Below are 25,315 nucleotides of genomic sequence, written 5' to 3' on the forward strand. Positions count from 1 at the left end.
CCGGCGTTCGTGCGGGGGTCATCGGGTCAGCGCGTTGTCGACCATCGACAGCGCCGAGCCGATGGCCATGTGCATGTCGAGGTACTGGTAGGTGCCCAGGCGGCCACCGAAGTGCACGTCGGGCTCGTCGGCCATGAGGGCGCGGTAGGCGAGGAGACGTTCGCGGTCGGCCGGCGTGTTGACCGGGTAGTACGGCTCGTCGGTGGCGCCGTCGGCGAACCGCGAGAACTCCCGGACGATCACCGTGGCGTCGTCGGGGTAGTGCGTGCGCTCGGGGTGGAAGTGCCGGAACTCCAGGATGCGCGTGTACGGGACGTCGTCGTCGGCGTAGTTCATCACCGACGTGCCCTGGAAGTCCCCGACGCCGAGCACCTCGGTCTCGAAGTCGAGGGTGCGCCACGACAGCGGACCGTGCGCGTCGTCGAAGTAGCGGTCGACGGGGCCGGTGTAGACGACCGGCACCTGGCCGACCGTGGCGTCCTTGGAGACGACCGACGCGGGATCGAGGAAGTCGACGTCGAGGGTGACCGTGATGTTCGGGTGGTCGGCCATCCGCTCCAGCCAGGCCGTGTACCCGTCGACCGGCAGACCCTCGTGGGTGTCGTTGAAGTACCGGTTGTCGTAGGTGTACCGGACCGGCAGCCGGCTGATGATGTCGGCGCCCAGCTCGGTGGGGTCGGTCTGCCACTGCTTGGCCGTGTAGCCCTTGATGAACGCCTCGTACAGCGGCTCGCCGATCAGGCTGATCGCCTTCTCCTCGAGGTTCGCCGGGGTCCCGGTCTGCCGGGCGGCGTGCTCGACCACCCAGGCGCGCGCCTCGGAGGGGGTCATCGACGAGCGGGTGAACTGGTTGATGGTGCCCAGGTTGATGGGCAGCGGGAACACCTCGTCGCGGTACGTGGAGTACACGCGGTGCTGGTAGGGCGTGAACGCGGTGAACCGGTTGACGTACTCCCACACCCGCTCGTTGGAGGTGTGGAACAGGTGCGCCCCGTACCGGTGGACCTCGATGCCGGTCCGCGGCTCGGCCTCGGAGTACGCGTTGCCGCCGATGTGGTCGCGGCGGTCGATGACGTGCACCTGGCGACCCTGCTCGGCCATGCGCTCGGCGACCGTCAGTCCGAAGAAGCCCGCACCCACCACCACGAGGTCGGTCATCGTCGCACCTCCGGCTCGGTGGCCGGGGGGAGCGCCGGCGGGACGTCGGACGGGTCCATCGGCCGCCACGTGTCGTCGCGCCAGATCGCCCGGTTGGCGCGGAATCCCCGCACGAGATCGCCGACACCCTTGAGGGTGTGCTGCACGACGACGAGCCGGAACACCTCCTTGGCGAGGGTCAGCGCGGTGCCGAGGCCGAAGCCGAGGCGGTTGAGCTTGCCGTACTCGCGGAAGTACTTGCCGACGTAGGCGCGGTTGCGGATCACGTGGAAGCGGAACAGGGGCGAGCCGTCGTTGAGGTGCCGGATGCCCAGGTTGACCTGCTGCTGCTCCCGCTTGCGCTTGAGCACGAACTCGTCGACGTACACGACCGTGGTGTGCTGGGCGGCCAGCCAGGCGTAGGCGGCGTCGTCCCAGGAGATGAAGAAGCGCGGGTCGGGCAGGCCGATGAGGCGCACGACGTCGGCGCTGACCAGCATCCCCTCGAAGGTGCCCGAGTTCGTGACGGCGTAGCCGCCGCGGTCGAAGTCCTTGACGCTGTAGGGGAGCGGGACGCCGAGGAACTGGTTGAACTTGGCCTGCCAGTAGAAGGGCGAGCCGTCGAAGTCGTAGCGCCGGCCGTGGATGCAGCCGAACCGCTCCATCCAGGGGGCGAAGCGCTCGAGCGCGTCGGGCAGGATCTCGACGTCGTCGTCCATGAGCCACACCCAGTCGGCCCCCAGCTCGAGCGCCACGCGGGTGCCTTCGCTGAACCCGCCCGAGCCGCCCGTGTTCGTGTCGAGCAGTCGGTTCACGAGCACGCCGTCGGGGAACCAGGCCTGGGCGTCGGCGAGCACCTGCTGGGTGTCGTCGGTGCTGGCGTTGTCGACGACGACGATGCGCCACGCCGGCGTCGTCATCGCCGCGGCGCTCTGCAGGAGCTCGGCGAGGAACGCGGACCGGTTGAACGTGACGATCGCGATCGCGATCTTGTCGGGTGCCTCGGTCACCGGGCCACCCTACCGTCCGGGACGCCCGCCACCGGGAGGCCCTGACGCTGCCTACTCGACGTCGCCGAGGCTGTCGTCGGAGTCGATCGGGTCATGTGACTGGGTCTGGCCGAAGTACTGCTCGCGCTCGCCCTCCGCGCGGGCGATGAACGCCTCGACGCTGGCGCGGAAGGACTCGAGGGTGCGCTTCTCCGGTGCCCCCAGGAGGTAGGTGGCGAGGCGGGTCCGCTCGGCCGCGCGCTCGTCGGGGACCTGGCCGGTGGCGACCTGCACGAGCTCCTCGATGCCCGAGCCGTCGGGGCCCACGATGGTGGCGGCCGACGCGGAGGGGTACTCGGCGCGGAACGTCGTCTCGTCGAGCGGGGTGCCGCCGTGCCCGGTGTGGTTGAACACGGCGATCGGCTTCTCGCTGGCCAGGAAGTCCGAGACCACGCTCGAGACGTCGGTGAACAGTGCCGTGGCGCGGTTGAACCAGGGCTCGATGGGACCGCTGCGCACCACCTTGTGGTCGATGCCGGAGGAGGCGGCGGCCTCGCGGACGCGTGCCGCGATCGCGGCGTTGACGGCGCGGTACTTGGCGTCGCGCTGGCCGGTGAAGGGGTGCGGCTTGTAGACGAGGCGTGCCGGGGTGGGGGAGCCGAGCACGGCCTCGACGATCCTCGCGCCGACGGCGGAGATCGACGAGTACTCCTGCAGGGTGTTCACGCCCTCCCAGGTGGGGGCGTACAGGATCGTCGGCACGTCCTCCTCGCCCACCCGCGGGCTCGAGGAGATGGAGTGCACCTGGGGGCGGCCGACGAACCGGAACTGGCTCTCGTGGATGCCGAGCCCGGACTTGCGGTAGCGGTCGGCACCGGCCTCCCCGGCCACCCACAGCTCGTCGTAGACCCGCGAGAACGGGTTGGCCGAGGCCGACTTGTCGCTGTCGCCGTGGCCCACGAAAGCACTCATGATGTGCGGCAGGCGCAGCAGGTGGATGTTGTTGCCCGTGTTCGACGGGTACAGGGCGACCTTGACGCTGGCGAAGTCGAGCATGAGCAGCTCGCCGGCGTTGGCCAGCTGCAGGGTCGGCAGGTCGGTGTGGCGGATGGTGTCGAAGAGCGGCGCGTCGCGCAGCACCACGAGCACCCGGCGGTCGAGGGCCTCGAGCGACTCGAGCCAGGTGTTGACCTGGTAGGCCGAGCCGAGCGGACCGCTGAGGTGCAGCACCACCTCGGGCTGGTACTCGTCGAGGAAGTCCTGCACCTGGCGCAGGGCAGGGGTGAACCCCGTCGCGCGCTTGGCCTGGCGCATCCGCCACGAGGTCCGGGCGTCGGGAACGGTGACGTAGGCCAGGGCGGCGACGGCGAGCACGCCGACGAGCAGGACCAGCCAGAAGGGCGCGCCGAGGGGTCCGACGACGAGCACCGCCGCCTGGGCGAGGCACACCTCGAGCACGCGTGCCGGGGGCTCGACCGCGATGGACGGGTCACCCGGGATGTTGCGGGTGCGCAGGGGGCGCAGCGAGCCGACCCGGCGGTACTCGTGGTGCAGGGCGCGTCCGCACAGGGCCACCAGCATCGCGAGACCGACGAAGGCCGTCGACGTGTGGGCCGTGCGGTCGTCGGGCAGGTTCAGGAGCGTGAGCACGGCGAGGAGCCGCACCACGAAGCGGACCGGGATGCCGAGCGACGCCTGGTGCAGGCCCGTCCGCACCGCCGGCGGGCCGGAGAGCAGCAGGTACTCGCCGACGAGCGAGACCGCCACGAGGGCGAGCGCGACCCGCTCGGTGCCCACGGAGTCGGCGACCAGCACGAGCAGGAGGGCGACGGCGGGGAGGGCGAGGCTCAGCAGGAGCGCCACGCCGGAGCGCGAGACGGCCACTCGGGCCAACCGGCCGACGACGGCAGAGGGGCTGGAAGGCATCAGGAGACCGTAGCAGCCACGTACGGCCCCCCGAAGCCTCCGGTAGGGGTACGGTCGTGGCGTGCCACGTCCGAGGATCCCGGCTGCCATCGCGCACCCAGTGCGGCTGCTGCCACTCACGTTCTTCGCCCTGATCCTCCTCGGCACCGCGCTCCTGCTGATGCCGGTCGCCCGCAGTGCACAGGGGCGTGCCGACGTCGTCGACGCCTTCTTCACGTCCGCGTCGGCCGTCACCGTCACGGGTCTGGCGAGCGTCGACACGTCGACCTACTGGAGCCCTGCCGGCCAGGCGATCATCCTCGTCCTCGTCGAGATCGGCGGCCTCGGCATCGTCGCCCTGGCCACGGTGCTCGGCCTGTTCATCGGCGGACGTCTGGGGCTGCGCACCCGTCTGGTCGCGCAGGCCGACATGCACGTCGTCAACATCGGCGAGGTCCGGCCCCTGTTCCGCCGCGTCGCGGTGATGATGCTCGGCTTCCAGGGTGCGATCGCGGCGTTCCTGACCGTTCGGTACCGCCTGACCTACTTCGACGACCTGCCGACGGCGCTGTGGCACGGCGTCTTCGACTCGGTCATGGCGTTCAACAACGCCGGCTTCTCCCTCAACAGCGACAGCCTGATCGGCTACGCGGGCGACGGCCTCGTCATCATCCCGATCTGCGTAGGCGTGTTCGTGGGGGCCATGGGGTTCCCGGTGCTCGCCGAGCTCTTCAAGGAGTGGCGGACGCCCGCCCGCTGGACCATCCACACGCGACTCACGGTCTGGGGGTCGATCGGTCTGCTGGCCTTCGGCGCCGCGGCCTTCCTGGCCCTCGAGTGGGCCAATCCGGACACCCTCGCTCCGATGTCGCTGCACGACAAGCTCGTGACGGGCATCGAGGGCGGCATCATGCCGAGGTCGGGTGGGCTCAACAGCTTCGACTGGGGTGCGGTGTCGGGGGAGACCCTGTCCATCGGCACCATCCTCATGTTCATCGGTGGCGGCAGTGCCAGCACCGCCGGCGGCATCAAGGTGACCACCTTCCTGCTGCTGGCCTTCGTGATCCTCGCCGAGCTGCGCGGCGACCCGGAGGTGACGGTCGGCAACCGCTCGGTGGGGCCCGCGGTCGTGCGCACCGCGCTGAGCATCGCGCTCATCTCGGTGATGCTCGTGATGTCGACGACCCTGCTCGTCATGATCCTCACGGACTTCTCGTTCGAGCAGGTCCTGTTCGAGTGCACGTCGGCGTTCGCCACGGTCGGACTCAGCACCGGACTCACTCCACAGCTGCCCGACAGTGCCAAGCTGGTACTCGCGGTCTTGATGTTCGTGGGCCGAGTGGGCACCATTGCGGCTGCGTCCGCCTTCATCCTGAGGCGGCGAGCGCCGCGCTACCACCTTCCCGAGGAGCAACCGATCATTGGCTAAGGCAAAGGACACCCCCGCCAACGCGCCCGTCATCGTCCTCGGGCTCGGTCGCTTCGGCTCCGCCGTGGCGCGATCGTTGGTGCAGCTCGGACACGACGTGCTGGCCGTCGACGAGCGTCCCGAGATCGTCCAGAGGTACGCGAGCGACTTCACCCACGTCGTGGCGGCCGACACCACCGACACCGAGGCGTTGCGCCAGATCGGCGCCGAGCAGTTCGGCGTCGCCGTCGTGGGCATCGGCACCGACATCGAGGCGAGCGTGCTCACGGTGCTCGGCCTGCTGGACCTCGGGGTCAAGGAGGTGTGGGCCAAGGCGATCAGCGGCAAGCACGCGGCGATCCTCGAGCGGGTCGGAGCCACGCACGTGATCCGTCCGGAGTCGCAGATGGGCAAGCGGGTGGCGCACCTGGTCACCGGCACCATGACCGACTTCATCGAGTTCGACGACGGCTTCGCGATCGCGCGCACGCGGGCCCCCGAGTGCACCGTCGACCGGACGCTCACGGACTCCAACGTCCGGCAGAAGTACGGCGTGACGGTCGTCGGACTCAAGACTCGTGGCGAGGACTTCACCTACGCCAAGGCCGACACCTTCGTCACCACCGGCGACGAGCTCATCGTCTCGGGCCCGACCCCCAAGGTCGAGGCCTACTGCGCCCTCAGCTAGCCCCCCGAGCGCTGACTTCTCCACCGAGCGACGACGTCCGGTGAGTTCTCCACCGTCTCGGCGCTGGGACGGTGGAACGTGCACCGCGCCACCCCAGGGGAGCGGTTCACGGTCGAGAGTCGTCGCCCGAGGTGGCTGGCCCCGACGCGCGCGCAAGCCCGGGCGGGCGTACGGTGCTGCTGGTCCATCTCGTTGCAGGGATGAACCATGAAAGGGGGAGTGGTGCACGCACTCGCAGGACCATCCTTGGCGGCCGCGGACGGTTCGTTCCGGCTCGACGCGGACTTCTTCGACTACACGATCGTGGCGATCTACTTCGCCGTCGTGCTCGGCATCGGGGTGCTGGCGCGGCGCCAGGTCTCGACGAGCATCGACTTCTTCCTCTCCGGCAGGTCGCTTCCCGCCTGGGTGACGGGGCTGGCGTTCATCGCGGCCAACCTCGGCGCGGTCGAGATCATGGGCATGAGCGCCAACGGCGCCGAGTACGGCATGGCGACCGTGCACTACTTCTGGATCGGCGCCGTGCCCGCGATGCTCTTCCTTGGCGTCGTGATGATGCCGTTCTACTACGGCTCCGGCGTGCGCAGCGTCCCCGAGTTCATGCGCCGCCGCTTCGGCACGGGCGCCCACCTGGTCAACGCGCTCAGCTTCTCGATCGCCCAGCTGCTGATCGCCGGCATCAACCTCTACCTCCTGGCGACGATCGTGAACCGGCTGCTCGGCTGGCCGCTGTGGGTCTCGCTCGTCGCGGCAGCCGCCGTCGTGCTCAGCTACACCGCGCTCGGCGGCCTCTCGGCGGCGATCTACAACGAGGTCCTGCAGTTCTTCGTCATCGTCGCGGCGCTCGTTCCGCTGACGGTCATCGCGCTGCACAAGGTGGGCGGCTGGCAGGGCATCGTCGACCAGGTGCAGCCCGGCCCGGAGCAGCTGTCGTCGTGGCCCGGCACCGACCTCACCGGCATCGACGACCCGTTCTGGTCGGTCGTCGGCCTGGTGCTCGGGCTCGGCTTCGTGCTGTCGTTCGGCTACTGGACGACGAACTTCGTGGAGGTCCAGCGCGCGATGGCCTCGTCGTCGATGTCGGCCGCACGGCGGGCACCGATCATCGGCGCCTTCCCGAAGATGTTCATCCCGTTCATCGTCATCATCCCGGGCATCATCGCGGCGATCGTGGTGCCCGAGCTGGCCTCGCTCAAGGCCGGGGGAGACGCCCAGGGCGCCACCTACAACGACGCGATCCTCCTGCTGATGCGCGACCTGCTGCCCAACGGCATGCTCGGCGTCGCGCTGGCCGGTCTGCTCGCGTCGTTCATGGCGGGCATGGCGGCCAACATCTCGGCGTTCAACACGGTCTTCAGCTACGACCTGTGGCAGCAGTACGTGGTCAAGGACCGCGAGGACGGCTACTACCTCCGGGTCGGCCGACTGGCGACCGTCGGCGCGACGGTGACCGCCATCGGCACCGCGCTGATCGCGTCCAACTACGACAACCTGATGGACTACCTGCAGACCCTCTTCGGGTTCTTCAACGCCCCGCTGTTCGCCACGTTCATCCTCGGCATGTTCTGGAAGCGGATGTCGGCCGCGGCCGGCTGGTCCGGACTGGTGGCCGGCACGGGCGCAGCGGTGCTGGTGGCCGTCCTCAGCGAGGACGCCCTCGGGCCTATGAGCCTCGGGGTGATCGGGCTCTCGGGCCAGGGCGCGTCCTTCGTGGCGGCCGGAGCGGCCTTCGCCGTCGACATCGTGGTCAGCGTGGCCGTGACGATGGCCACCGCGGCCAAGCCCGAGAAGGAGCTGGTGGGCCTCGTCTACTCCCTGACGCCCAAGGAGGACCTCGTCGATCCCGACGAGGGCGTGCTTCCCTGGTACCAGTCGCCGGTGAAGCTGGCGGGCATCGGGCTCGCCATCGTCGTCGTCCTCAACGTGGTCTTCCGGTAGGAGCGAAGCATGAGCGAGAAGCACACCGCGGGCGCGTTCGACGTCCGCACCCTCATCGGCGGCCTGCTCGGCCTGTACGGGCTGATCCTCACCTGTCTCGGTCTGTTCCGGGCGACGGAGGAGGAGCTGGCCAAGGGCGACGGGCTCAACATCAACCTCTGGGCCGGGATCGGCATGCTCGTGGTCGCGGCGATCTTCCTCGCCTGGGTGCGCCTCAAGCCACTCGTGGTCCCGACGCCCGCCGACGAGTCCGCCGGCACCTCCGACGGGTCGTAGAGACTACTCCTCGCGCAGGCGCGGGACGGTGGCGTCGGCGGGCTTGATGCCGAGCTTGTCGGCGTAGAAGGCACGCACGAGGTCCATGTCGGCCTTGACGTCGCCGCTTGGGCTGAACGTCGGGCCGTAGCCCATCGTCTTCGTCGGCGGGTCGAAGAACGCGAGCGTGATCGGCAGGCCGGTCTGCTGCGAGAGCCGGTAGAACCCCGACTTCCAGTACTCGCTCCTGGAGCGGGTTCCCTCGGCCGCGATCACGAGCCGGAAGGGTTCGCCGGAACTGGCCTCGGCAGCCAGGTCGGAGACGACCGTGGCCGCGTTGTCGCGATCGAGCGGCACCCCACCCAGGCGCTTGAGCAGCCAGCCGAGCGGGCCCTTGAACAGCTCCTTCTTGACCAGGACGCGCGGGTGCGCGCCGTCGTGCCACATGACGAGCAGCATCGTGACGAAGTCCCAGTTCGAGGTGTGCGGGGCACCGACCAGGATCCCCGAGGGCGGTGTCTTCCCCTTCATCGTGTAACCCATGCGACGGATCACGAAGCGGGCGAGGCGTTGACGCATGCGGTGAGCGTAGCGACCGGGCCGGGCAGGGCCGCGACGAGGAAGGCCGCGGGTGCCCACCCCTGGTGGTGGCACCCGCGGCCTCGCCGACGTCCTTCGCGCTCGATGCTCAGTAGCCCGAGCGCCGCCAGTCCGAGATCGCCGTGCTCGTCCCCGGACCCGGGGCGATGAACTGCGTGTAGCGCGTGTCGTCGTCGACCCAGCGCTTCAGCCAGGCGAGGGAGTACTTCGCGATGGTGGTGTTGCTGGTGTTCGGCGCGAAGTGACTCGCCCCCCGCAGCTCGAGGTATGCCTTCGGCGTGCTCGACGGGATCCCGGAGTAGAGCGGGACGGCGTGCGACCGGGTGGAGGCCACGCTGTCGTTCTCGGCTCCGACGACCATCGTCGGTGTGCTCACGCGCGACCAGGTCTTGGTCAGGTGCCAGGGCGTCAGCGCGACGGCGGCCTTGAGGCTCGGGTCGTCGCTGGCGGCCTCGATCGCTCCACCGCCGCCCATCGAGTGGCCCATGACGGCGAGCCGCGACGCGTCGACGCGGGAACGGACGGTGCTGCTCTCGGTCAGGTAGTCCAGGGCGGCCGCCAGCTGGTCGGCCCGGCTGCCGGGCTGGTCGTAGCGGCTGTTGGTGTCGATGGTGAAGACGACGAAGCCCTGGGACGCCAGTCGTGGGCCGAGCCACGAGATCGAGCTCTGCGCTGCGGTGTAGCCGGGTGAGACGGCCACGGCGCCGAACGTGCCGTCCGCCGTCGAGGTCGGGTAGTAGATCGTCCCGCCGCCGAAGCCGCGGGCGGCGAACGACGAGACGGTCGTGCTGGACGTCGCGTACGGACCGCGAGCGGCCTCGATGGACGCGGTGGTCGGCGCAGGCCCCCGCTCGTACGGGTTCTCGGCCGCGGTGGCGGTCGTCGGCGTGGCCAGCAGGCCTGCCAGGACGGCGAGGAGTGCGACGACGGTCGCGACCGCACCCCTGCGTGGACGGACGTGCTCCATGGTGGTTTCCTTCCCCCGACGAGCGCCTAGTTGCACTCTGTGTGCAGAAAGAATGCCCACCCCCCGACCGCGGCGTCAAGAGGTCCGACTCGGCCGGGACCGTCGAGGAGTCGACGTGGCCCGGGCGACGGCGGGCTCGGGTGCCGGGCCGTGGGCGGTGCGTCGGTAGCATCGTCCGGTGAGCACCACCGACCGCCCATCGACGTCCAGTCCCGTGACGTCGCACCGCTACACCGCCGAGCTGGCCGCCGAGATCGAGGCACGCTGGCAGGAGCGGTGGGCCGACGACGGCACCTTCGACGCGCCCAACCCGGTCGGCGACCTGGCCGGGGAGACGACGGTCTCGGAGTCCACCTACTACCTGATGGACATGTTCCCGTACCCCTCCGGCGCGGGCCTGCACGTGGGACACCCGCTCGGCTACATCGCCACCGACGTCGTGGGCCGGCACCAGCGGATGAAGGGCCGCAACGTGCTGCACACGCTCGGCTACGACGCCTTCGGCCTGCCGGCCGAGCTGCACGCGATCCAGACCGGTGAGCACCCGAGGGCCAACACGCTCGCGAACATCGCGAACATGCGACGTCAGCTGCGTCGGCTCGGGCTCGCCCACGACTCCCGCCGGTCGTTCGCCACGATCGACCCGGACTTCGTGCGCTGGACGCAGTGGATCTTCCTGCAGATCTTCGACTCCTGGTACGACGAGGAGGCCGGGCGGGCGCGGCCGATCTCCGAGCTGCGCGAGAAGCTGGGAACCGACGACCCGGCCGTCATCGATCCCCACCGTCTGGCGTACGTCAGCGAGTCGCCGGTCAACTGGTGCCCGGCGCTCGGGACCGTGCTCTCCAACGAGGAGGTCACGGCCGAGGGCCGCAGCGAGCGCGGCAACTTCCCGGTCTTCCAGCGCAACCTGCGCCAGTGGCAGATGCGCATCACGGCGTACGCCGACCGGCTCGTCGACGACCTCGAGCGCGTCGACTGGCCGGAGCCGGTCAAGCTCATGCAGCGCAACTGGATCGGTCGTTCGCACGGCGCCGAGGTCGACTTCGACGTCCCCGCGGTCGAGAACGCCACGATCCGCGTGTTCACGACCCGGCCGGACACCCTGTTCGGCGCCACCTACATGGTGCTGGCGCCGGAGCACGAGCTGGTCGACGCGATCCTGACCGACGAGTGGCCCGACGGCACCGACTCCCGGTGGACCGCCGGCGCGGCGTCCCCGTCGGAGGCCGTGGCGGCGTACCGCCACGCGGCGGCCCGCAAGACCGACGTCGAGCGCCAGGAGAACAAGGACAAGACGGGCGTCTTCACCGGCGCCTTCGCGGTCAACCCGGTGAACGGCGAGCCTGTGCCGGTCTTCGTGGCCGACTACGTGCTCGTGGGCTACGGCACGGGCGCCATCATGGCCGTCCCGGCGCACGACGAGCGCGACTTCGAGTTCGCGACGGCGTTCGGCCTGCCGACCCCTCGGGTCGTCACCGGCGGGGACGACCTGCCCTGGACCGGCGACGGAGTCGCCACGGCCTCGGCCAACGACGAGGTCAGCCTCGACGGGCTGGGCGTCGCGGAGGCGAAGTCGCGCATCATCGCCTGGCTCGAGGAGAAGGGGCGAGGCACCGGCACCACCACCTACCGGCTGCGCGACTGGCTGTTCTCGCGCCAGCGCTACTGGGGCGAGCCCTTCCCGATCGTCTTCGACGAGGACGGACACCCGCACGCCGTGCCCGACCACCTCCTGCCCGTCGAGCTGCCCGACGTGCCCGACTACTCGCCGCGCACGTTCGAGCCCGACGACGTCACGAGCGAGCCCGAGCCCCCGCTCGGCCGCGCGCACGACTGGCTCGACGTCGAGCTCGACCTGGGCGACGGACCGCGCCGGTACCGCCGCGACACCAACACCATGCCCAACTGGGCCGGCTCCAGCTGGTACCAGCTGCGCTACCTCGACCCGCACAACGCCGACGCCCTCGTCGACCCGGCCAACGAGGCCTACTGGATGGGTCCCACGGACGCCAAGTCCACGGGCGGTGTCGACCTCTACGTCGGCGGGGTGGAGCACGCGGTGCTGCACCTGCTCTACGCCCGGTTCTGGCACAAGGTGCTGTTCGACCTGGGACACGTGAGCAGCGAGGAGCCGTTCCACCGGCTGTTCAACCAGGGCTACATCCAGGCGTACGCCTTCACCGACGCGCGCGGGACCTACGTGCCGGCCGACGCGGTGGTCGAGCAGGTGGCCGACGACGGCACCACCACCTACACGTACGAGGGCAGCCCGGTCTCCCGCGAGTACGGGAAGATGGGCAAGAGCCTGAAGAACGTCGTCACGCCCGACGAGATGTACGACGAGTTCGGCGCCGACACGTTCCGGGTCTACGAGATGAGCATGGGCCCGCTCGACCAGTCGCGACCGTGGGAGACGCGCGCCGTCGTCGGCTCGCAGCGGTTCCTCCAGCGGGTGTGGCGCCTGGTCGTCGACGAGGAGTCCGGTGACGTCAAGGCCGACGACGTCGAGCCGGACCGCGACACCCTGCGCGTGCTGCACCGCACCATCGACGGCGTCTCGGCCGACATGGACGCGCTGCGCTTCAACACGGGGATCGCCAAGCTGATCGAGCTGACCAACCACCTGACCAAGGCCTCGGTGACGAGCCGGTCGGCGCTGGAGCCGCTCGTGCTCATGCTGGCCCCGTTCGCACCGCACGTGGCCGAGGAGCTGTGGTCGTTGCTGGGCCACGACACCTCGCTCACGCGTGCCGCCTTCCCCCAGGCCGACCCCGCGCTCCTCGTCGCGGACACCGTCACGTGCGTCGTGCAGGTGCAGGGCAAGGTGCGGGCCAAGCTCGACGTCTCGCCCGACGTCACCGACGACGAGCTCACCGCACTGGCGCTGGCCGAGGAGAACGTGCAGCGCTCGATCGACGGGCGCGAGGTGCGCAAGGTCATCGTGCGGGCCCCCAAGCTCGTGAACGTGGTCGTATGAGCGGCGCTGCCGGGAGCCGGCGTCGCATCGCGGTGGTGACCGACTCCACCGCCTCGCTGGACCCCGTCGACGCGGAGCGCGAGGGCATCACGGTGGTGCCGCTCAAGCTGGTCATCGGCGCGTCCACGTTCACCGAGGGTGTCGACGCGACGTCCGACGACGTCGCCTCCGCGCTCAAGGAGTTCGTGCCGGTCAGCACCTCGCGGCCCACGCCCGACGAGTTCGGCGCCGTGTACGAGCGGCTCGCGGCGGAGGGCTTCGACGCCGTCGTGTCGGTGCACCTCAGCGCGGAGATCTCCGGCACGTTCGACTCGGCGCAGCTCGCCGCGCGCGAGGCGTCGATACCGGTCATGTGCGTCGACAGCCGCCAGGTGGGGATCGCCACGGGCTTCGCCGCCGGTCGGGCGGCGCGCGTCGTCCGGGAGGGCGGTGACGAGGCCGCGGCCGTCGGTGCTGCGCTGGCTGCGGGGGAGAGCTCGACCGTGCTCATGTACGTCGACACCCTGGAGTACCTGCGTCGCGGCGGTCGGGTCGGGGCGGCGGCCGCCCTCATCGGGTCGGCGCTCGCGGTCAAGCCGCTGCTCACCCTGCGCGACGGCATGGTCGAGCCGCTCGAGCGGGTCCGGACCACCAGCAAGGCGGTGGCTCGGCTCGAGGTGCTCACCGTCCAGGCCGCCGAGAAGGCGCAGGACGGGTTCGACATCGGCGTGCAGCACCTGGCCAACCCCGAGCTCGCGCAGCAGGTGGCCGACCGCCTGGCTGCCTCGCTCGGTCGGGAGCAGGTCCCGGTCAACGAGGTCGGCGCGGTCATCGGAGCCCACGTCGGCCCCGGGATGCTCGCCGTCACCGTCACGCCCCGCTGAGACCACCGGTCCCCTCGCGGCGCCGGGTGCCCGTCCACAGGGTCTCTCGACCCACGTGACGGCTTGTCCACAGTGCTGTGCCGACGGGTGCCGGGCGGCCGGGACGCTGCTTACCGTCGAGGAGTGAGCACACCACGTCCAGCACCGCCCCAGGAGACCCGGGCCGAGGTCGCCCGACGTCGGCTCGCCCAGCTCACCGCGTCGTTCGAGGCCACCCACCCGGACGACCCGTTCGACCGACTCGTGGGTGGCTCGGCCCCGGTGGACCACGACGAGCAGCCCGAGCCGGCGGCAGCGTCCCCAGGCGGCGGCCGGAGACGAGCCGCGCCGCGCCGTCCGCGCGGGCTGCACGGCAGCCACCTGCGGATGGCCACCACCGCCGCCGTGGCGGCCGGGGTGCTGCTGACCTGGTGGCTGGTGGCCGAACGCCCCCGCACGTCCGACGTCGATCGTCCGCTCCAGGTCTCGTCGCGCGCGGACGCGACCGGCGACGCCCCCGCCGAGGGAGCGGCGTCCCAAGCCTCGGCCGAGGTGGTCGTCGACGTCGCGGGCAAGGTCCGTGACCCCGGGATCGTCACCCTGCCCGCCGGGTCCAGGGTGTTCCAGGCGATCGAGAAGGCGGGCGGCATCGAGGGCACGCTGGAGGAGCCCACGATCAACCTGGCCCGACAGCTCGTCGACGGCGAGCAGATCCTCGTGGGCGTCGAGCCTGCCGAGCCGGGTGCCGCCGGTGCCACCGCAGGCGCGGGCGGGACCGGCGGGGGAGTGGTCGACCTCAACAGCGCCACCCTCGCGCAGCTCGACGCGCTGCCCGGGGTCGGCCCGGTGACCGCGCAGTCGATCCTCGACTGGCGGCAGGAGAACGGCCGGTTCACCTCCGTCGACGACCTTCTCGACGTGTCCGGCATCGGCGAGAAGACCCTCGAGGACCTGCGCGACCGCGTGACGGTGTGAGCGGCCGGGCCGGGCAGGACCACCGGGTCCGCTGATGGACCTGAGGCTGGTGCCGGCCGCCGTCGCCGTGTGGGCCGTGGCGGCCTGGGCCGTCGGTGCAGGACCGGGGGCCGTCCTGGTCGTCGCGGTCGTCTCGGTGGTCGTGGGCGGGGCAGCCGCAGGTCGGTTCCGCGCGCTCGCCCTGGTGGCGGTCGTGGTGGCGGCGGTGGCCGCGTCGACCGCGTGGCGCCTGGGTGACGTGCAGGCCACCCCGGTGGCCGAGCTCGCGGCGTCGCGCGAGCGGGTGACGGTGCAGGCCCAGGTGGTGCGCGACGGTCGGGTCTTCGAGTCGGTCGGGAGCCAGGGGACGGTCGTGGGGCTCCTGGTGCTGCGGGTCGAGGACCGACATGGTCGGGTGCACGGGGTCCGGGACCCGGTCACGGCGTTCCTGCGTGACGCGCACGAGGACCTCGTCGTCGGTCGTCGGCTCGTGCTGCAGGGCCGTCTCGGACCACCCGGCGACCACCGCGACACGGCCACGCTCCAGGTGACGCGGCGGTCGGCGGTCCAGGGCGCGGCGTGGTGGTGGTCGGCGTCGGAGCGGGTCCGCGCGGGCGTGCGGTCGTCGGTCGACCACGCGCCGCCGGCTCCGTCGGCGCTCGTCCCTGCGCTCGTCGTCGGCGACGACGCCGCACTGCCCGACCGGGTCGAGGAGGAGTTCCGCCGCACCGGCCTCACGCACCTGCTCGCCGTCTCCGGCACCAACCTGACGATCGTGCTCGCCATGGTGCTGGCCGTCGCTCGTGCCGGGCGTGCGCCACCACGGTTGCTCCTGGTGATCGGGCTGCTGGGCGTGGTGGGGTTCGTGCTGCTGGCCCGGCCGGAGCCCAGCGTGCTGCGGGCGGCGGGGATGGGCGTCGTCGGGCTCGCGGCGCTGGGCCTGGGGTCGCGAGGCGGGATCCGGGCGCTGTGCGTCGCGGTCGTCGCGCTGCTGTTCTGCGACCCGTGGCTGTCGAGGGCCGTCGGCTTCGTGCTCTCGGTGTGCGCGACCGCGGGCATCCTGCTGCTGGCGCCACCCTTCGTGCGCGCGCTGGAGCGCTGGCTGCCGCGGTGGGCGGCGATCGCCGTCGCCGTGCCGCTGGCGGCGCAAGCTGCCTGCACCCCGGTCATCGCGGCCATCTCGGCCGAGGTCTCGATCGTGGCCGTGGTGGCGAACGTGCTGGCGGCGCCCGTGGTCGCACCGGCGACGGTCCTCGGGCTGCTGGCCGGTCTCGTGGACCTGGTGTCACCGGCCGTCGCGTCGGTGCTGGGCACGGGTGCGGCGGCGTGCGCGGGATGGATCGTGCTGGTCGCGCACCACGCCGCGTCGCTCCCTGGGGCGAGCCTGGTCTGGTCACGCCCGTGGTGGTCGCTGCTCGTCCTGGTGCCGGTCGCGCTGTGGTGGGGGTGGCGTGCTGCGCCTCACCCGGTGCTGGTGGTCGGGCTGTGCCTCGGGCTCGTGGTGGCCATGGTCCGCCCACCGAGCCCTGGCTGGCCGCCGCCGGGCTGGGTGATGGTGGCGTGCGACGTGGGCCAGGGGGACGCGACGGTGATCCGGTCCGGTGACGACGAGGCGGTGGTGGTCGACGCCGGCATGGAGCCGGCCGACGTGGACCGGTGCCTGCGTGGCCTCGGGGTGCGGCGGGTGCCGGCGCTGGTGCTCACCCACGGGGACGCCGACCACGTGGGTGGTCGGTCCGGCGTCGCTGCGGGACGCGACGTCGGCGTGGTGCTCGTGGGACGTCCGGGGGTCGCGGTGGACGGGGTGCCGACGCGCACGCTCGCCCGCGGCGACCGGTTCGCGGTGGGGGACGTCACGGCCGATGTCCTGTGGCCGCAGGCCGCACCTGCCGGCAGCGCCCGCGCTCGGGGCGATCTCGACCGCAACGGGGCGAGCCTGGTGCTGCGGGTGCGGGTGCAGGGCGTGGTGCTCATGCTCACGGGCGACGTGGGAGAGGCCGAGCAGGACCGTCTCGCCCGGTCGGGCGCCGACCTGCGTGCCGACGTGCTCAAGGTCGCCCACCACGGGAGCGCCGACACGTCGGCCCGGTTCACCCAGGCGGTCGGTGCCTCGGTGGCGACGATCTCCGTCGGGGCCGACAACGACTACGGCCATCCCACCCCCACCGCCCTGCGGATGCTGCGCGACGTCGGCACGCAGGCCCATCGCACCGACGAGGAGGGCGACGTCGCGGTGGTCGTGCGCGACGGCAGGCTGTCGGTGGTCGCGCGGGGGAGCGGTCAGCGGTCGAGGTAGCGGGCCCGGGCCAGGCACCAGACGCCGTAGAGGCCGATCCCGATGGCGATGAGACCGAGCAGCCAGGGTCCGAACGGCTGCTGCAGGACCGTGCGCAGCGCCTCGTCGAGACCGCCGGAACGGTCGGCGTCGCGGGTGAGGGCGGCGAAGCAGAACAGGCCGCCGACGATCGCGATCGAGACGCCCTTGGCCAGGTGTCCGGCCGTGCCGAGGCGCACGAGCACGTCGCCCGAGGTTCCGCTGAGCCCCTCCGGCTTCAGGTGGTCGCGGTGCTGGTGGCTGAGCCCGCGCCAGGCGGTCCAGCCCCCGTAGCCGATGACCGCCAGGCCCACGATCCCGACGAGCACCGCGCCGGCGGGCAGCGAGAGCAGGCGAGCCGTCCACGTCTCGTTGCCCGAGCCACCGGAGCCGGAGCCGGACCCGGTGGCGACCTGCGCCGCGCTCCAGCCCACGACGCCGTAGATGACCGCCTTGAGCAGGTCGGCCGCACGGTGCGCCCAGAGCGTGGCTCCCTCGTCCTGACGGTGGTCGAGCGTCGCCTCGAGCACGCGCCACAGCACCAGCACCGCCATCCCTGCGACGACCAGCCACAGGATCGTGCGACCGAACGGCTGCTGCGCGAGCTCGGCCAGCGCCCCCTTGGTGTCGGCCTTGCCGCTCGGGTCGCCCAGGGCCAGCTGGAGGGCGAGGAAGGCCACGACGAGGTGCACGAGCCCGTAGGCCACGAAGCCGAAGCGGACCAGGTTGTCCACCCAGTCGTCGTCGACGTGGGAGGCGACGTCGTCGGCGTCGATCGGCATGGCCGGAGCCTACGCCCACGTCGGCTCCCCGGCCTGTCGGAGACGGACACTAGGGTGGTCCCATGGCGTCGCCGTTCGGGAAGATCCTGCTCATCACGGGCAGCGCGGAGTACCTGTCCGACCGCACCCGTGCGCGAGCCGTGGCCGCGATCAAGGCCGAGGACCCGCAGTGCGACGTCGCGACCGCCACGTCCGGCGGGTTGGCTGCGGGCGAGATCGCGGGGCTCACCAGCCCGTCGTTGTTCAGCAGCGTCAGCGGGCTCGTGCTCACCGAGCTGCAGGACCTGCCCGACGTCGCCCAGGGCGAGCTGCTCGCGTACGCCGCCGACCCGAGCCCCGACGTCGCGGTCGTCCTCGTCCACGGCGGTGGTCAGAAGGGCAAGGGCCTGCTCGACAAGCTGCGCGCCCAGTCGTCGGTGCACGAGGTCAAGCACGAGGCTCCCAAGTACGAGCGCGACCACGCCCGCTGGGTGGCCACCGAGCTGCGCGAGCTGGGCACCCGCATCGACGAGGAGGCGGCCACGCTCCTCGTCGCGGCCGTCGGGCAGGACCTGCGCGCCCTGGCCGGAGCGGCCGACCAGCTCGCCGCGACGCTCGACTCCGGCACCGAGGTCACCGTCGAGGTCGTGCGGCGCTACTTCGGCGGTCGGGCCGACGTCCGCGGCTACGAGATCGCCGACGCCGCCATCGACGGACGCATCAACGTGGCGCTCGAGCAGGCGCGGTGGGCCGAGACCGCCAAGGTCGCCCCGGTGCTGGTCACCAGTGCGCTCGCCACCGGGCTCCGCCAGCTCGCCCGCCTCGCCGACGCCCCGCCGCGTCTGGGCGAGGGAGAGCTCGCCCGCCACGTCGGCGCGCCCCCGTTCAAGATCCGCGTGCTCCGCCGCCAGCTGCAGGGGTGGGACCCGGCCGGCCTGGCCCGGGCTCTCGACGCGGTCGCCCAGGCCGACCTCGACGTCAAGGGTGGCGCGGCCGAGCCCGCGTACGCGGTCGAGCGCATGGTGCTGCAGGTCGCCGCGTCGCGTCGCCGCTGACCCGGGGGCGGTCGGTGGGTCGGGCCGGCGGGTCAGAGGCAGGTGACGCACCGAACGACCTGGCCAGCGGTCGGTGTGACACCTCTCGAGGACGTTGACGGGTGCCAGGCCCACCTCCGACGGCCGGCATCCGCAGGGTCGAGGTGCCGCAGGAACGACGAAGGCCCCCGGGTGACCGGGGGCCTTCGTGCGAGCTGTGGGGCTACGTCAGAGCGACGCGGCCTTCTTGGCGATCGACGACTTGCGGTTCGCCGCCTGGTTCTTGTGGATGACACCCTTGCTGGCGGCCTTGTCGAGCTTCTTGCCGGCGTCGGCGGCGAGGACCTTGGCCTGCTCGGCGTCGCCGGACTCGACCGCAGCGTGGAAGCGGCGCACGGCCGTCTTGAGGGCGGAGCGGACCGACTTGTTGCGCTCGCGAGCGGCCTCGTTCTGACGGTTCCGCTTGATCTGCGACTTGATGTTCGCCACGTGGCTGACCTGTTCTCTCGTGCGTGAAGGGCGTGGTGCAAGTGTGAGGGCGCACCGGTAGGCACGCGACCGCTCACACTACCAGCGTCGGGCAGCCGCACCCAAATCGCCCGTGCGTGCTCGTGCCGAGGGGACGCACGCCGACGACCGAGCGACCGCGAACCCTTACGATCCGAGTCATGCAGACGCTCTACAACGTGCTCGTGGTGCTCCACATCATCAGCTGGGTCGTGGCCCTCGTCAGCTACGCGTCGGTCGCCCGTCGGCCGCAGATCACGCCCTGGATCGCCCACGGCGTCGGCGCTGCGTTCGTCCTCGGCATCGCCCTCACCGGCATCGCCTCGGCCAGCGACGCCGTCGCCGACCCGAACAACGCCAAGGTCGGCGTGAAGCTCCTGGTCGCCCTCGTCGCCGTCGGCCTGGCCCACGGCACGCGCCGGCGGCCCTCGCCGAACCCCGTCGCACACGTCGTCGCCGCGCTCATCGTCGTGAACGTCGCGATCGCCTACCTCTGGACGTGAGCCGCCTCGGTCGACCGAGCCGGGCGGCCGCTCCGACGGGTGTGGTCGGCGGTCTGGCCGCAGATGGGAGGATGGACCCATCATGACGAGCTCCACGACGCCGGGCACGGCGCCCAAGCCGGGATCGACCGACCCGGCCCTCCTGCGCAACTTCTGCATCATCGCGCACATCGACCACGGCAAGTCGACCCTGGCCGACCGCATGCTGCAGATCACGGGGGTCGTCGACGAGCGGGCAGCGCGCGCCCAGTACCTCGACCGCATGGACATCGAGCGCGAGCGTGGCATCACGATCAAGAGCCAGGCCGTGCGCATGCCGTTCACCAAGTCCGACGGCGACGACGCCGGTCGTCACTACGTGCTGAACATGATCGACACGCCGGGCCACGTGGACTTCACCTACGAGGTCAGCCGCTCGTTGGAGGCCTGCGAGGGTGCGATCCTCCTGGTCGACGCCGCCCAGGGCATCGAGGCGCAGACGCTGGCGAACCTCTACCTGGCCATGGACGCCGACCTGCACATCATCCCGGTCCTCAACAAGATCGACCTGCCCGGCGCGCAGCCGGAGAAGTACGCCGAGGAGATCGCCGGCATCATCGGCGGCGACCCCGACGACGTGCTCCGGGTCTCGGCCAAGACCGGGCAGGGCGTCGAGGCCCTCCTCAACCTCATCGTCGACGAGGTGCCGCCGCCCGTCGGTGACGCCGACGGCCCCCCGCGTGCCCTGATCTTCGACTCCGTCTACGACACGTACCGCGGCGTCATCACCTACGTCCGCGTGGTCGACGGCAAGCTCAGCCACCGCGACAAGATCAAGATGATGTCCACCGGCGCGGTGCACGAGATGCTCGAGGTGGGCGTCATCAGCCCCGAGGCCGTGAAGGCCGACCACCTCGGCGTCGGCGAGGTCGGCTACCTCATCACGGGCGTGAAGGAGGTCCGGCAGTCGCGGGTGGGCGACACCGTGACGTCGAACACCCACGGTGCCGAGGAGCCCCTCGGTGGCTACGCACACCCGAACCCCATGGTCTTCTCGGGTCTGTACCCGATCGACGGCGACGACTTCTCGACGCTGCGCGAGGCCCTCGAGAAGCTGCAGCTCAACGACGCCGCGCTCGTGTACGAGCCGGAGTCCTCGGGTGCGCTCGGCTTCGGGTTCCGCATCGGCTTCCTCGGCCTTCTGCACCTGGAGATCGTCCGCGAGCGCCTGGAGCGCGAGTTCGACCTCGACCTGATCTCGACGGCCCCCAACGTCGTCTACCGCGTGGTGATGGAGGACGGTCGCGAGATCGTGGTGACCAACCCGAGCGAGTACCCGGCGGACGGCAAGATCGCGTCGGTGCACGAGCCGGTGGTCTCGGCCACGATCCTGGCGCCGAGCGAGTACATCGGCGTCATCATGGAGCTGTGCCAGGCCCGTCGCGGCCAGCTCGGCGGCATGGACTACCTGTCCGAGGACCGCGTGGAGATCCGCTACACGCTGCCCATGGGCGAGATCATGTTCGACTTCTTCGACGCCCTCAAGAGCCGCACGAAGGGCTACGCGTCGCTGAACTACGAGGTGTCCGGCGAGCAGAAGGCCGACCTCGTGAAGGTCGACATCATGCTGCAGGGCGAGATCGTCGACGCCTTCAGCGCGATCGTCCACCGCGACTCCGCCTACGCGTACGGCGTGATGCTGGCCGGCAAGCTCAAGGAGCTCATCCCGCGCCAGCAGTTCGAGGTGCCCATCCAGGCCGCGATCGGCGCCCGCATCATCGCCCGCGAGAACATCCGCGCCATGCGCAAGGACGTGCTCGCCAAGTGCTACGGCGGCGACATCAGCCGCAAGCGCAAGCTGCTGGAGAAGCAGAAGGAGGGCAAGAAGCGGATGAAGAACATCGGCCGCGTCGAGGTCCCCCAGGAGGCGTTCATCGCCGCCCTCTCCACCGGTGACTCCACCCCGAAGTAGTCCGCCGCTCCCTTCGGATCAGCGCGCGCCGAGGGCCGCGGCCACCTCGTCGGCGGCTCGCGTGCCCGAGGTCAGCGCCCCTTGGATGGAGGGTGTCTCGCGGTGGTCGCCGCAGACGAAGACGCCGCCGCCGACGTCGGCGGGTCGCCGCAGCTGCAGGGGCGCGAGGGCCCTCGGCAGCGCCCGGCCGACGTCGTGGCGCACCAGCAGGTCCCACGCGCCGACGTCGGTGCGCCACAGGCGGGCCGCCTGCGTCAGCGCCGCTGCGTCGGAGAGACCGGCCCCGGCGAGCGCGGTCACCTGCACCAGGTCGCGACCCGGCGGGGCGTAGCCGGGAGCGGCCGCCGAGACGACGGCCGTGTTGACCACGGGCCCGCGGTCGCCGTCGACGACCAGCAGACGGTCCTGGGGCATGCCGGTGGGCGCACTGAACCACCACGTCACGAGCCCGCCCACGGGAGGTACCTCGGGCACCGCTTCCAGACCGGCCGCGTCGTGGACGTCGGTGGCGACGACGGCGGCGCGGGCCTCGATGGACCCGGACCCCGTGCGGACCGTGGTGCCCTGCGGGCTGCGGTCGACGCCCACCACCCGCACGCCCGTCTCGGCCGGACGTTGCAGTCCGGCGGCGAGTTGGGCGGGCAGGGCGCGCATGCCGTCGCCCGGAACGGCGGGGGTGCCGAGCAGGAACCACCGGACCAGCAGCCGTGCGTACCGGGACGAGGTGGCGCCGGTGTCGTCGGCCAGGACACCGGCCAGGAAGGGCTCCAGCACCTGTCGGCGCAGAGGCCCGCGCACCCCGGCGGAGTCGAGGGACTCCGCCAGGGTGTCGTCGGCCCGGCTCATGATGCGCTTCTCGCCGCCCAGGATCGGGGCCGCCCAGCGCGCGAGGGCCGCCAGCTCTCGCGGACGCAGCAGACCACTGCGCAGGGTGGAGGCGAGGAGGCCGGGCTCGCGACGCGGGTCGCCGATGGTCGCCACCGAGGCTCCGCGGCGTACTCGCACCCCGGCTGCGAACGGCTTCAGGTCCAGCGCCTCGAGGTCGACCAGGTCGCGCAGAGCAGGGTAGGCCGGGTTGAGCAGCTGGAAGCCGACGTCGCAGAGGTGGCCGTCGACGACGTCGGTGCGCACGCGGCCGCCCACGTCGTCCGCGGCCTCCAGCAGACGTGCATCGATGCCCATGCGCTGCAGCCGCGTCGCGCACGCCAGTCCGGCAAGTCCTGCTCCCACCACCACCACGTCGGTCCGTTCTGCCATGGACCCACGATCCCATCCCTGCTCGGGTCCGGCAGGGTTCGTCGCCTGGCCCGGCCTGCTGCTGGCCTTGATTCATGGCAGCACACCTCGGGCGGTCCACGAGCCGGCCGGATCGATCGGGCAGTCCGTCGTGACCAACTTTGCACCGTGCTGCCCAGAGTGCCCAGAAAGAACCGGACATTGTTCTAGGGTGCTGTGCACGACGACGGCGGAGGATCACGGTGAGCGAAGAGTCCTGGCATGAGGCGCGCTTGATTCCGACATCGGGGATCAATGGAGCGCAAGAGCAGGAGCGGCGTGCGACGTCAGCACTACTTGCCGTTCTCAGCATCGTTCCTGACTACAGCCGATCGCTGTTGGGAAAGCTCGGGGCCCCGGCGGGAGGACTCACGTCCTTCATCGAAGTTCCTTTCGAGCTCGACGGATCCCGGGTGTATCCGGACGGCTTGATCCGGATCAAGGGTCGCGCTGGACGGCAGTGGACCGCGCTCGTTGAAGTGAAGACGGGCAAGAACGTCCTGGAGACGACCCAGCTCGAGAACTACCTCGACGTTGCGCGTGCTGAGGGCTTCGATGCGCTCATCACCATCAGCAACGAGATTCCGCCGACGCCCGGGCAGCATCCGACTGCCGTGGACAAGAGGAAGCTTCGCAAGGTCGTGATGCACCACCTTCCGTGGTCTGTGGTCCTCTCCACCGCGATCATGCAGAAGGAGCACCGAGGCGTCTCGGATCCGGAGCAGGCCTGGATCCTTGGCGAGCTCATCCGATACCTCGAGCACGAACGCTCTGGAGCACTGGATCTCGATGACATGGGCTCCAACTGGGTGTCCGTCAGGGAGTCGGTCCTTGCCGGGACCCTGAAGGCGAACGACAAAGCGGCGCCCGAGGTGACCTCGCGCTTCGATGCCCTGCTGAGGTACGCCGGGCTTCGTCTGGGGCAGCAGCTCGGGACGGACGTCAACCAGGTACTGACGCGCGCAGAAATCGCAGATCCGTCGATCCGAACGACCGAACTGGTGAAGTCGCTTGCCTCCGAAGGAGTCATGGCCGGTGCCATCAGGATCCCGCACGTCGTCGGTGACATCGTGGTGACCGCTGATGTTCGAGCAGGGAAGCTCCAGTGCCACGTCGATGTCGACGCACCACGGGAGGGCCGGGCCCTCACTCGGGTCAATTGGTTGCTGCGGCAGCTCAAGCACGCTCCCGACGACACGCGGATCGAGGTGTTCGTCGCTCGATCTCGGGCGAGTACGGCTGCGGAGCTGCTGATCCACGCGCGTGAGAACCCCAAGATGCTCGTCCTGGATCCGCAGAAGGAGATCAAGTCCTTCCGAGTGGCCTGCTCTGCCAAAGCCGGCACGAAGCGAGGTCGAGGCCGGGGCGCATTCATCGACAGCGTCATCGATCTCGTGGACGACTTCTACGGAGAGGTGCTGCAGCACCTCAAGGCTTGGTCAGCGGCGCCACCGAAGTTGCGGCAGGTCGAGGAGCCTCCGGAGCTGCCGGCTTCGCTCTCGTCGACTGGTCTGTCGTCGCAGGATGGCCCGGAGCCACCCGATCCAGTGTGAGGTCGAGTGCGCTCGACACGATGAGGCCGCCTGACCGAGACGGTCCTCGAGCAGGCGAGGCGAGGATTCGTAGGATGCGCTCGTGAGTGCGCACGTCGTGTCCGTGAACGTCGGCAAGGTCGTCGACGTCCCGTGGGGGAAGCTCGGGCGGTCGGGGATCGACAAGCGTCCCGTCGCCGGGCCCGTCCAGGTCCACCGCCTCGGGCTCGAGGGTGACGAGATCGCCGACACCAAGCACCACGGCGGTCCGGACCAGGCGGTCTACGCCTACGCCGCCGAGGACCTCGAGCGCTGGTCCGAGCTGGCCGGTCGCACGTTCGTGGCCGGACAGTTCGGCGAGAACCTCACCACGCGCGGGCTCGACGTGCAGGACGCGCGGCTGGGGGAGCGGTGGGCGGTCGGCTCGACGCTCCTCGAGGTGTGCGACGTGCGCATCCCCTGTGCGGTCTTCCAGGGGTTCGTCGACGAGCCTCGTTGGGTGAGGCGCTTCGCCGAGCACGGGGTCGTCGGTGCGTACCTCAGGGTCGTGCAGGAGGGCGTCGTCCAGGCGGGCGACCCGGTGCGGGTCGTCGAACGTCGCGACCACGACCTCACCGTCGGGGCGGCCTTCCGTGCCCTCACGACGGATCGGGCGAGACTGCCGTCGTTCCAGGCCGAACCGAGGGTCTCGGCCAAGATCGCGCGGCAGATCGATGAGGTGCGCAACCACTCGTCCGGTGCCCCGAGAAGCGACCGACCAGTAGGTTAGGGTGAG

At 70.9% G+C, this 25,315-nt stretch carries 21 protein-coding genes; 13 read left to right on the forward strand and 8 right to left on the reverse strand.

All coding sequences use genetic code 11. The annotated features are described in order from the left end of the window. Positions 1-18 precede the first annotated feature (18 nt). Genes glf through ASF38_RS11050 form a run of 3 tightly spaced genes read right to left on the reverse strand, consistent with a single transcriptional unit; the run spans position 19 to position 4,052 of the window. The gene (glf, locus tag ASF38_RS11040; RefSeq protein ID WP_055966391.1) at positions 19-1,158 is read right to left on the reverse strand and encodes a UDP-galactopyranose mutase; all 1,140 of its coding nucleotides are present in this window, start codon (positions 1,156-1,158) and stop codon (positions 19-21) included. Next, positions 1,155-2,147, reverse strand: a complete 993-nt coding sequence (locus ASF38_RS11045; RefSeq protein ID WP_055965218.1) for a glycosyltransferase — start codon at positions 2,145-2,147, stop codon at positions 1,155-1,157. The genes glf and ASF38_RS11045 overlap by 4 nt, the downstream gene beginning before the upstream one ends. Before the next feature lie 51 nt (positions 2,148-2,198). Next, the gene (locus ASF38_RS11050; protein WP_162237349.1) at positions 2,199-4,052 is read right to left on the reverse strand and encodes a CDP-glycerol glycerophosphotransferase family protein; all 1,854 of its coding nucleotides are present in this window, start codon (positions 4,050-4,052) and stop codon (positions 2,199-2,201) included. A 61-nt stretch (positions 4,053-4,113) separates the two neighbouring features. Here ASF38_RS11050 and ASF38_RS11055 point away from each other — a divergent pair, with 61 nt between their 5' ends. The 4 genes from ASF38_RS11055 to ASF38_RS11070 all read left to right on the forward strand — a co-directional run bounded on the left by ASF38_RS11055 (position 4,114) and on the right by ASF38_RS11070 (position 8,341). Continuing rightward, entirely contained in the window at positions 4,114-5,460 is a 1,347-nt protein-coding gene (locus tag ASF38_RS11055) for a TrkH family potassium uptake protein (RefSeq protein WP_055965224.1), read from the forward strand. Next, positions 5,453-6,127 carry a TrkA family potassium uptake protein gene (locus ASF38_RS11060; protein WP_055965227.1) on the forward strand — a complete coding sequence of 225 codons (675 nt, stop codon included), beginning with the start codon at positions 5,453-5,455 and terminating at the stop codon, positions 6,125-6,127. The genes ASF38_RS11055 and ASF38_RS11060 overlap by 8 nt, the downstream gene beginning before the upstream one ends. A 246-nt stretch (positions 6,128-6,373) precedes the next feature. After that, positions 6,374-8,065: a sodium:solute symporter family protein gene (locus tag ASF38_RS11065; protein WP_369815197.1), complete on the forward strand. Its 1,692-nt coding sequence runs from the start codon at positions 6,374-6,376 to the stop codon at positions 8,063-8,065. A gap of 9 nt (positions 8,066-8,074) precedes the next feature. Further along, complete coding sequence (locus ASF38_RS11070; RefSeq protein WP_055965233.1) at positions 8,075-8,341, forward strand: hypothetical protein; 267 nt, start codon at positions 8,075-8,077, stop codon at positions 8,339-8,341. Between the two features lie 3 nt (positions 8,342-8,344). Here ASF38_RS11070 and ASF38_RS11075 read toward each other — a convergent pair whose 3' ends face one another. Together ASF38_RS11075 and ASF38_RS11080 are read right to left on the reverse strand one after the other, a co-directional pair. Beyond that, a complete protein-coding gene (locus ASF38_RS11075) occupies positions 8,345-8,899 on the reverse strand; it encodes a 1-acyl-sn-glycerol-3-phosphate acyltransferase (protein WP_055965236.1) in 555 nt (184 codons plus the stop codon). A gap of 109 nt (positions 8,900-9,008) precedes the next feature. Next, entirely contained in the window at positions 9,009-9,887 is an 879-nt protein-coding gene (locus tag ASF38_RS11080) for a serine aminopeptidase domain-containing protein (RefSeq protein ID WP_055965239.1), read from the reverse strand. A gap of 178 nt (positions 9,888-10,065) precedes the next feature. Here ASF38_RS11080 and leuS point away from each other — a divergent pair, with 178 nt between their 5' ends. The 4 genes from leuS (at position 10,066) to ASF38_RS11100 (ending at position 16,959) form a co-directional block, all read left to right on the forward strand. Further along, positions 10,066-12,867, forward strand: coding sequence for a leucine--tRNA ligase (leuS, locus tag ASF38_RS11085; protein ID WP_056576076.1), 2,802 nt, complete (start codon positions 10,066-10,068; stop codon positions 12,865-12,867). A 35-nt stretch (positions 12,868-12,902) separates the two neighbouring features. Continuing rightward, a complete protein-coding gene (locus tag ASF38_RS11090; protein ID WP_369796994.1) occupies positions 12,903-13,730 on the forward strand; it encodes a DegV family protein in 828 nt (275 codons plus the stop codon). 123 nt (positions 13,731-13,853) lie between these two features. Beyond that, the gene (locus tag ASF38_RS11095) at positions 13,854-14,684 is read left to right on the forward strand and encodes a ComEA family DNA-binding protein (protein WP_082480697.1); all 831 of its coding nucleotides are present in this window, start codon (positions 13,854-13,856) and stop codon (positions 14,682-14,684) included. A 34-nt stretch (positions 14,685-14,718) separates the two neighbouring features. Further along, entirely contained in the window at positions 14,719-16,959 is a 2,241-nt protein-coding gene (locus tag ASF38_RS11100; protein ID WP_056576078.1) for a DNA internalization-related competence protein ComEC/Rec2, read from the forward strand. Here the strand turns inward: ASF38_RS11100 and ASF38_RS11105 are convergent. Next, positions 16,944-17,759 (reverse strand): DUF1206 domain-containing protein, encoded by an 816-nt coding sequence (locus ASF38_RS11105; RefSeq protein ID WP_056576081.1) that lies wholly within the window; start codon positions 17,757-17,759, stop codon positions 16,944-16,946. The genes ASF38_RS11100 and ASF38_RS11105 overlap by 16 nt on opposite strands. Positions 17,760-17,821: 62 nt before the next feature. Between ASF38_RS11105 and holA the strand changes: the two genes are divergently transcribed. Beyond that, positions 17,822-18,793, forward strand: coding sequence for a DNA polymerase III subunit delta (holA, locus tag ASF38_RS11110; protein ID WP_055965253.1), 972 nt, complete (start codon positions 17,822-17,824; stop codon positions 18,791-18,793). Positions 18,794-19,000: 207 nt separating this feature from the next. Here the strand turns inward: holA and rpsT are convergent, their stop codons facing one another. Then, entirely contained in the window at positions 19,001-19,261 is a 261-nt protein-coding gene (gene rpsT / locus ASF38_RS11115; protein ID WP_055965257.1) for a 30S ribosomal protein S20, read from the reverse strand. A gap of 179 nt (positions 19,262-19,440) precedes the next feature. Here rpsT and ASF38_RS11120 point away from each other — a divergent pair, with 179 nt between their 5' ends. Next, positions 19,441-19,782, forward strand: coding sequence for a hypothetical protein (locus ASF38_RS11120; RefSeq protein WP_055965260.1), 342 nt, complete (start codon positions 19,441-19,443; stop codon positions 19,780-19,782). An 82-nt stretch (positions 19,783-19,864) separates the two neighbouring features. Beyond that, positions 19,865-21,733, forward strand: a complete 1,869-nt coding sequence (gene lepA, locus ASF38_RS11125) for a translation elongation factor 4 (protein ID WP_055965263.1) — start codon at positions 19,865-19,867, stop codon at positions 21,731-21,733. Positions 21,734-21,751: 18 nt separating this feature from the next. Here lepA and ASF38_RS11130 read toward each other — a convergent pair whose 3' ends face one another. Beyond that, positions 21,752-22,990: an NAD(P)/FAD-dependent oxidoreductase gene (locus ASF38_RS11130; protein WP_056576084.1), complete on the reverse strand. Its 1,239-nt coding sequence runs from the start codon at positions 22,988-22,990 to the stop codon at positions 21,752-21,754. A 221-nt stretch (positions 22,991-23,211) separates the two neighbouring features. Here ASF38_RS11130 and ASF38_RS11135 point away from each other — a divergent pair, with 221 nt between their 5' ends. Beyond that, a complete protein-coding gene (locus ASF38_RS11135; protein WP_056576086.1) occupies positions 23,212-24,561 on the forward strand; it encodes a hypothetical protein in 1,350 nt (449 codons plus the stop codon). A gap of 82 nt (positions 24,562-24,643) precedes the next feature. After that, the gene (locus ASF38_RS11140; RefSeq protein ID WP_056576089.1) at positions 24,644-25,309 is read left to right on the forward strand and encodes an MOSC domain-containing protein; all 666 of its coding nucleotides are present in this window, start codon (positions 24,644-24,646) and stop codon (positions 25,307-25,309) included. The last annotated feature ends 6 nt before the right edge of the window (positions 25,310-25,315 follow it).

Source organism: Aeromicrobium sp. Leaf272 (assembly GCF_001422865.1).
Lineage (GTDB): Bacteria > Actinomycetota > Actinomycetes > Propionibacteriales > Nocardioidaceae > Aeromicrobium.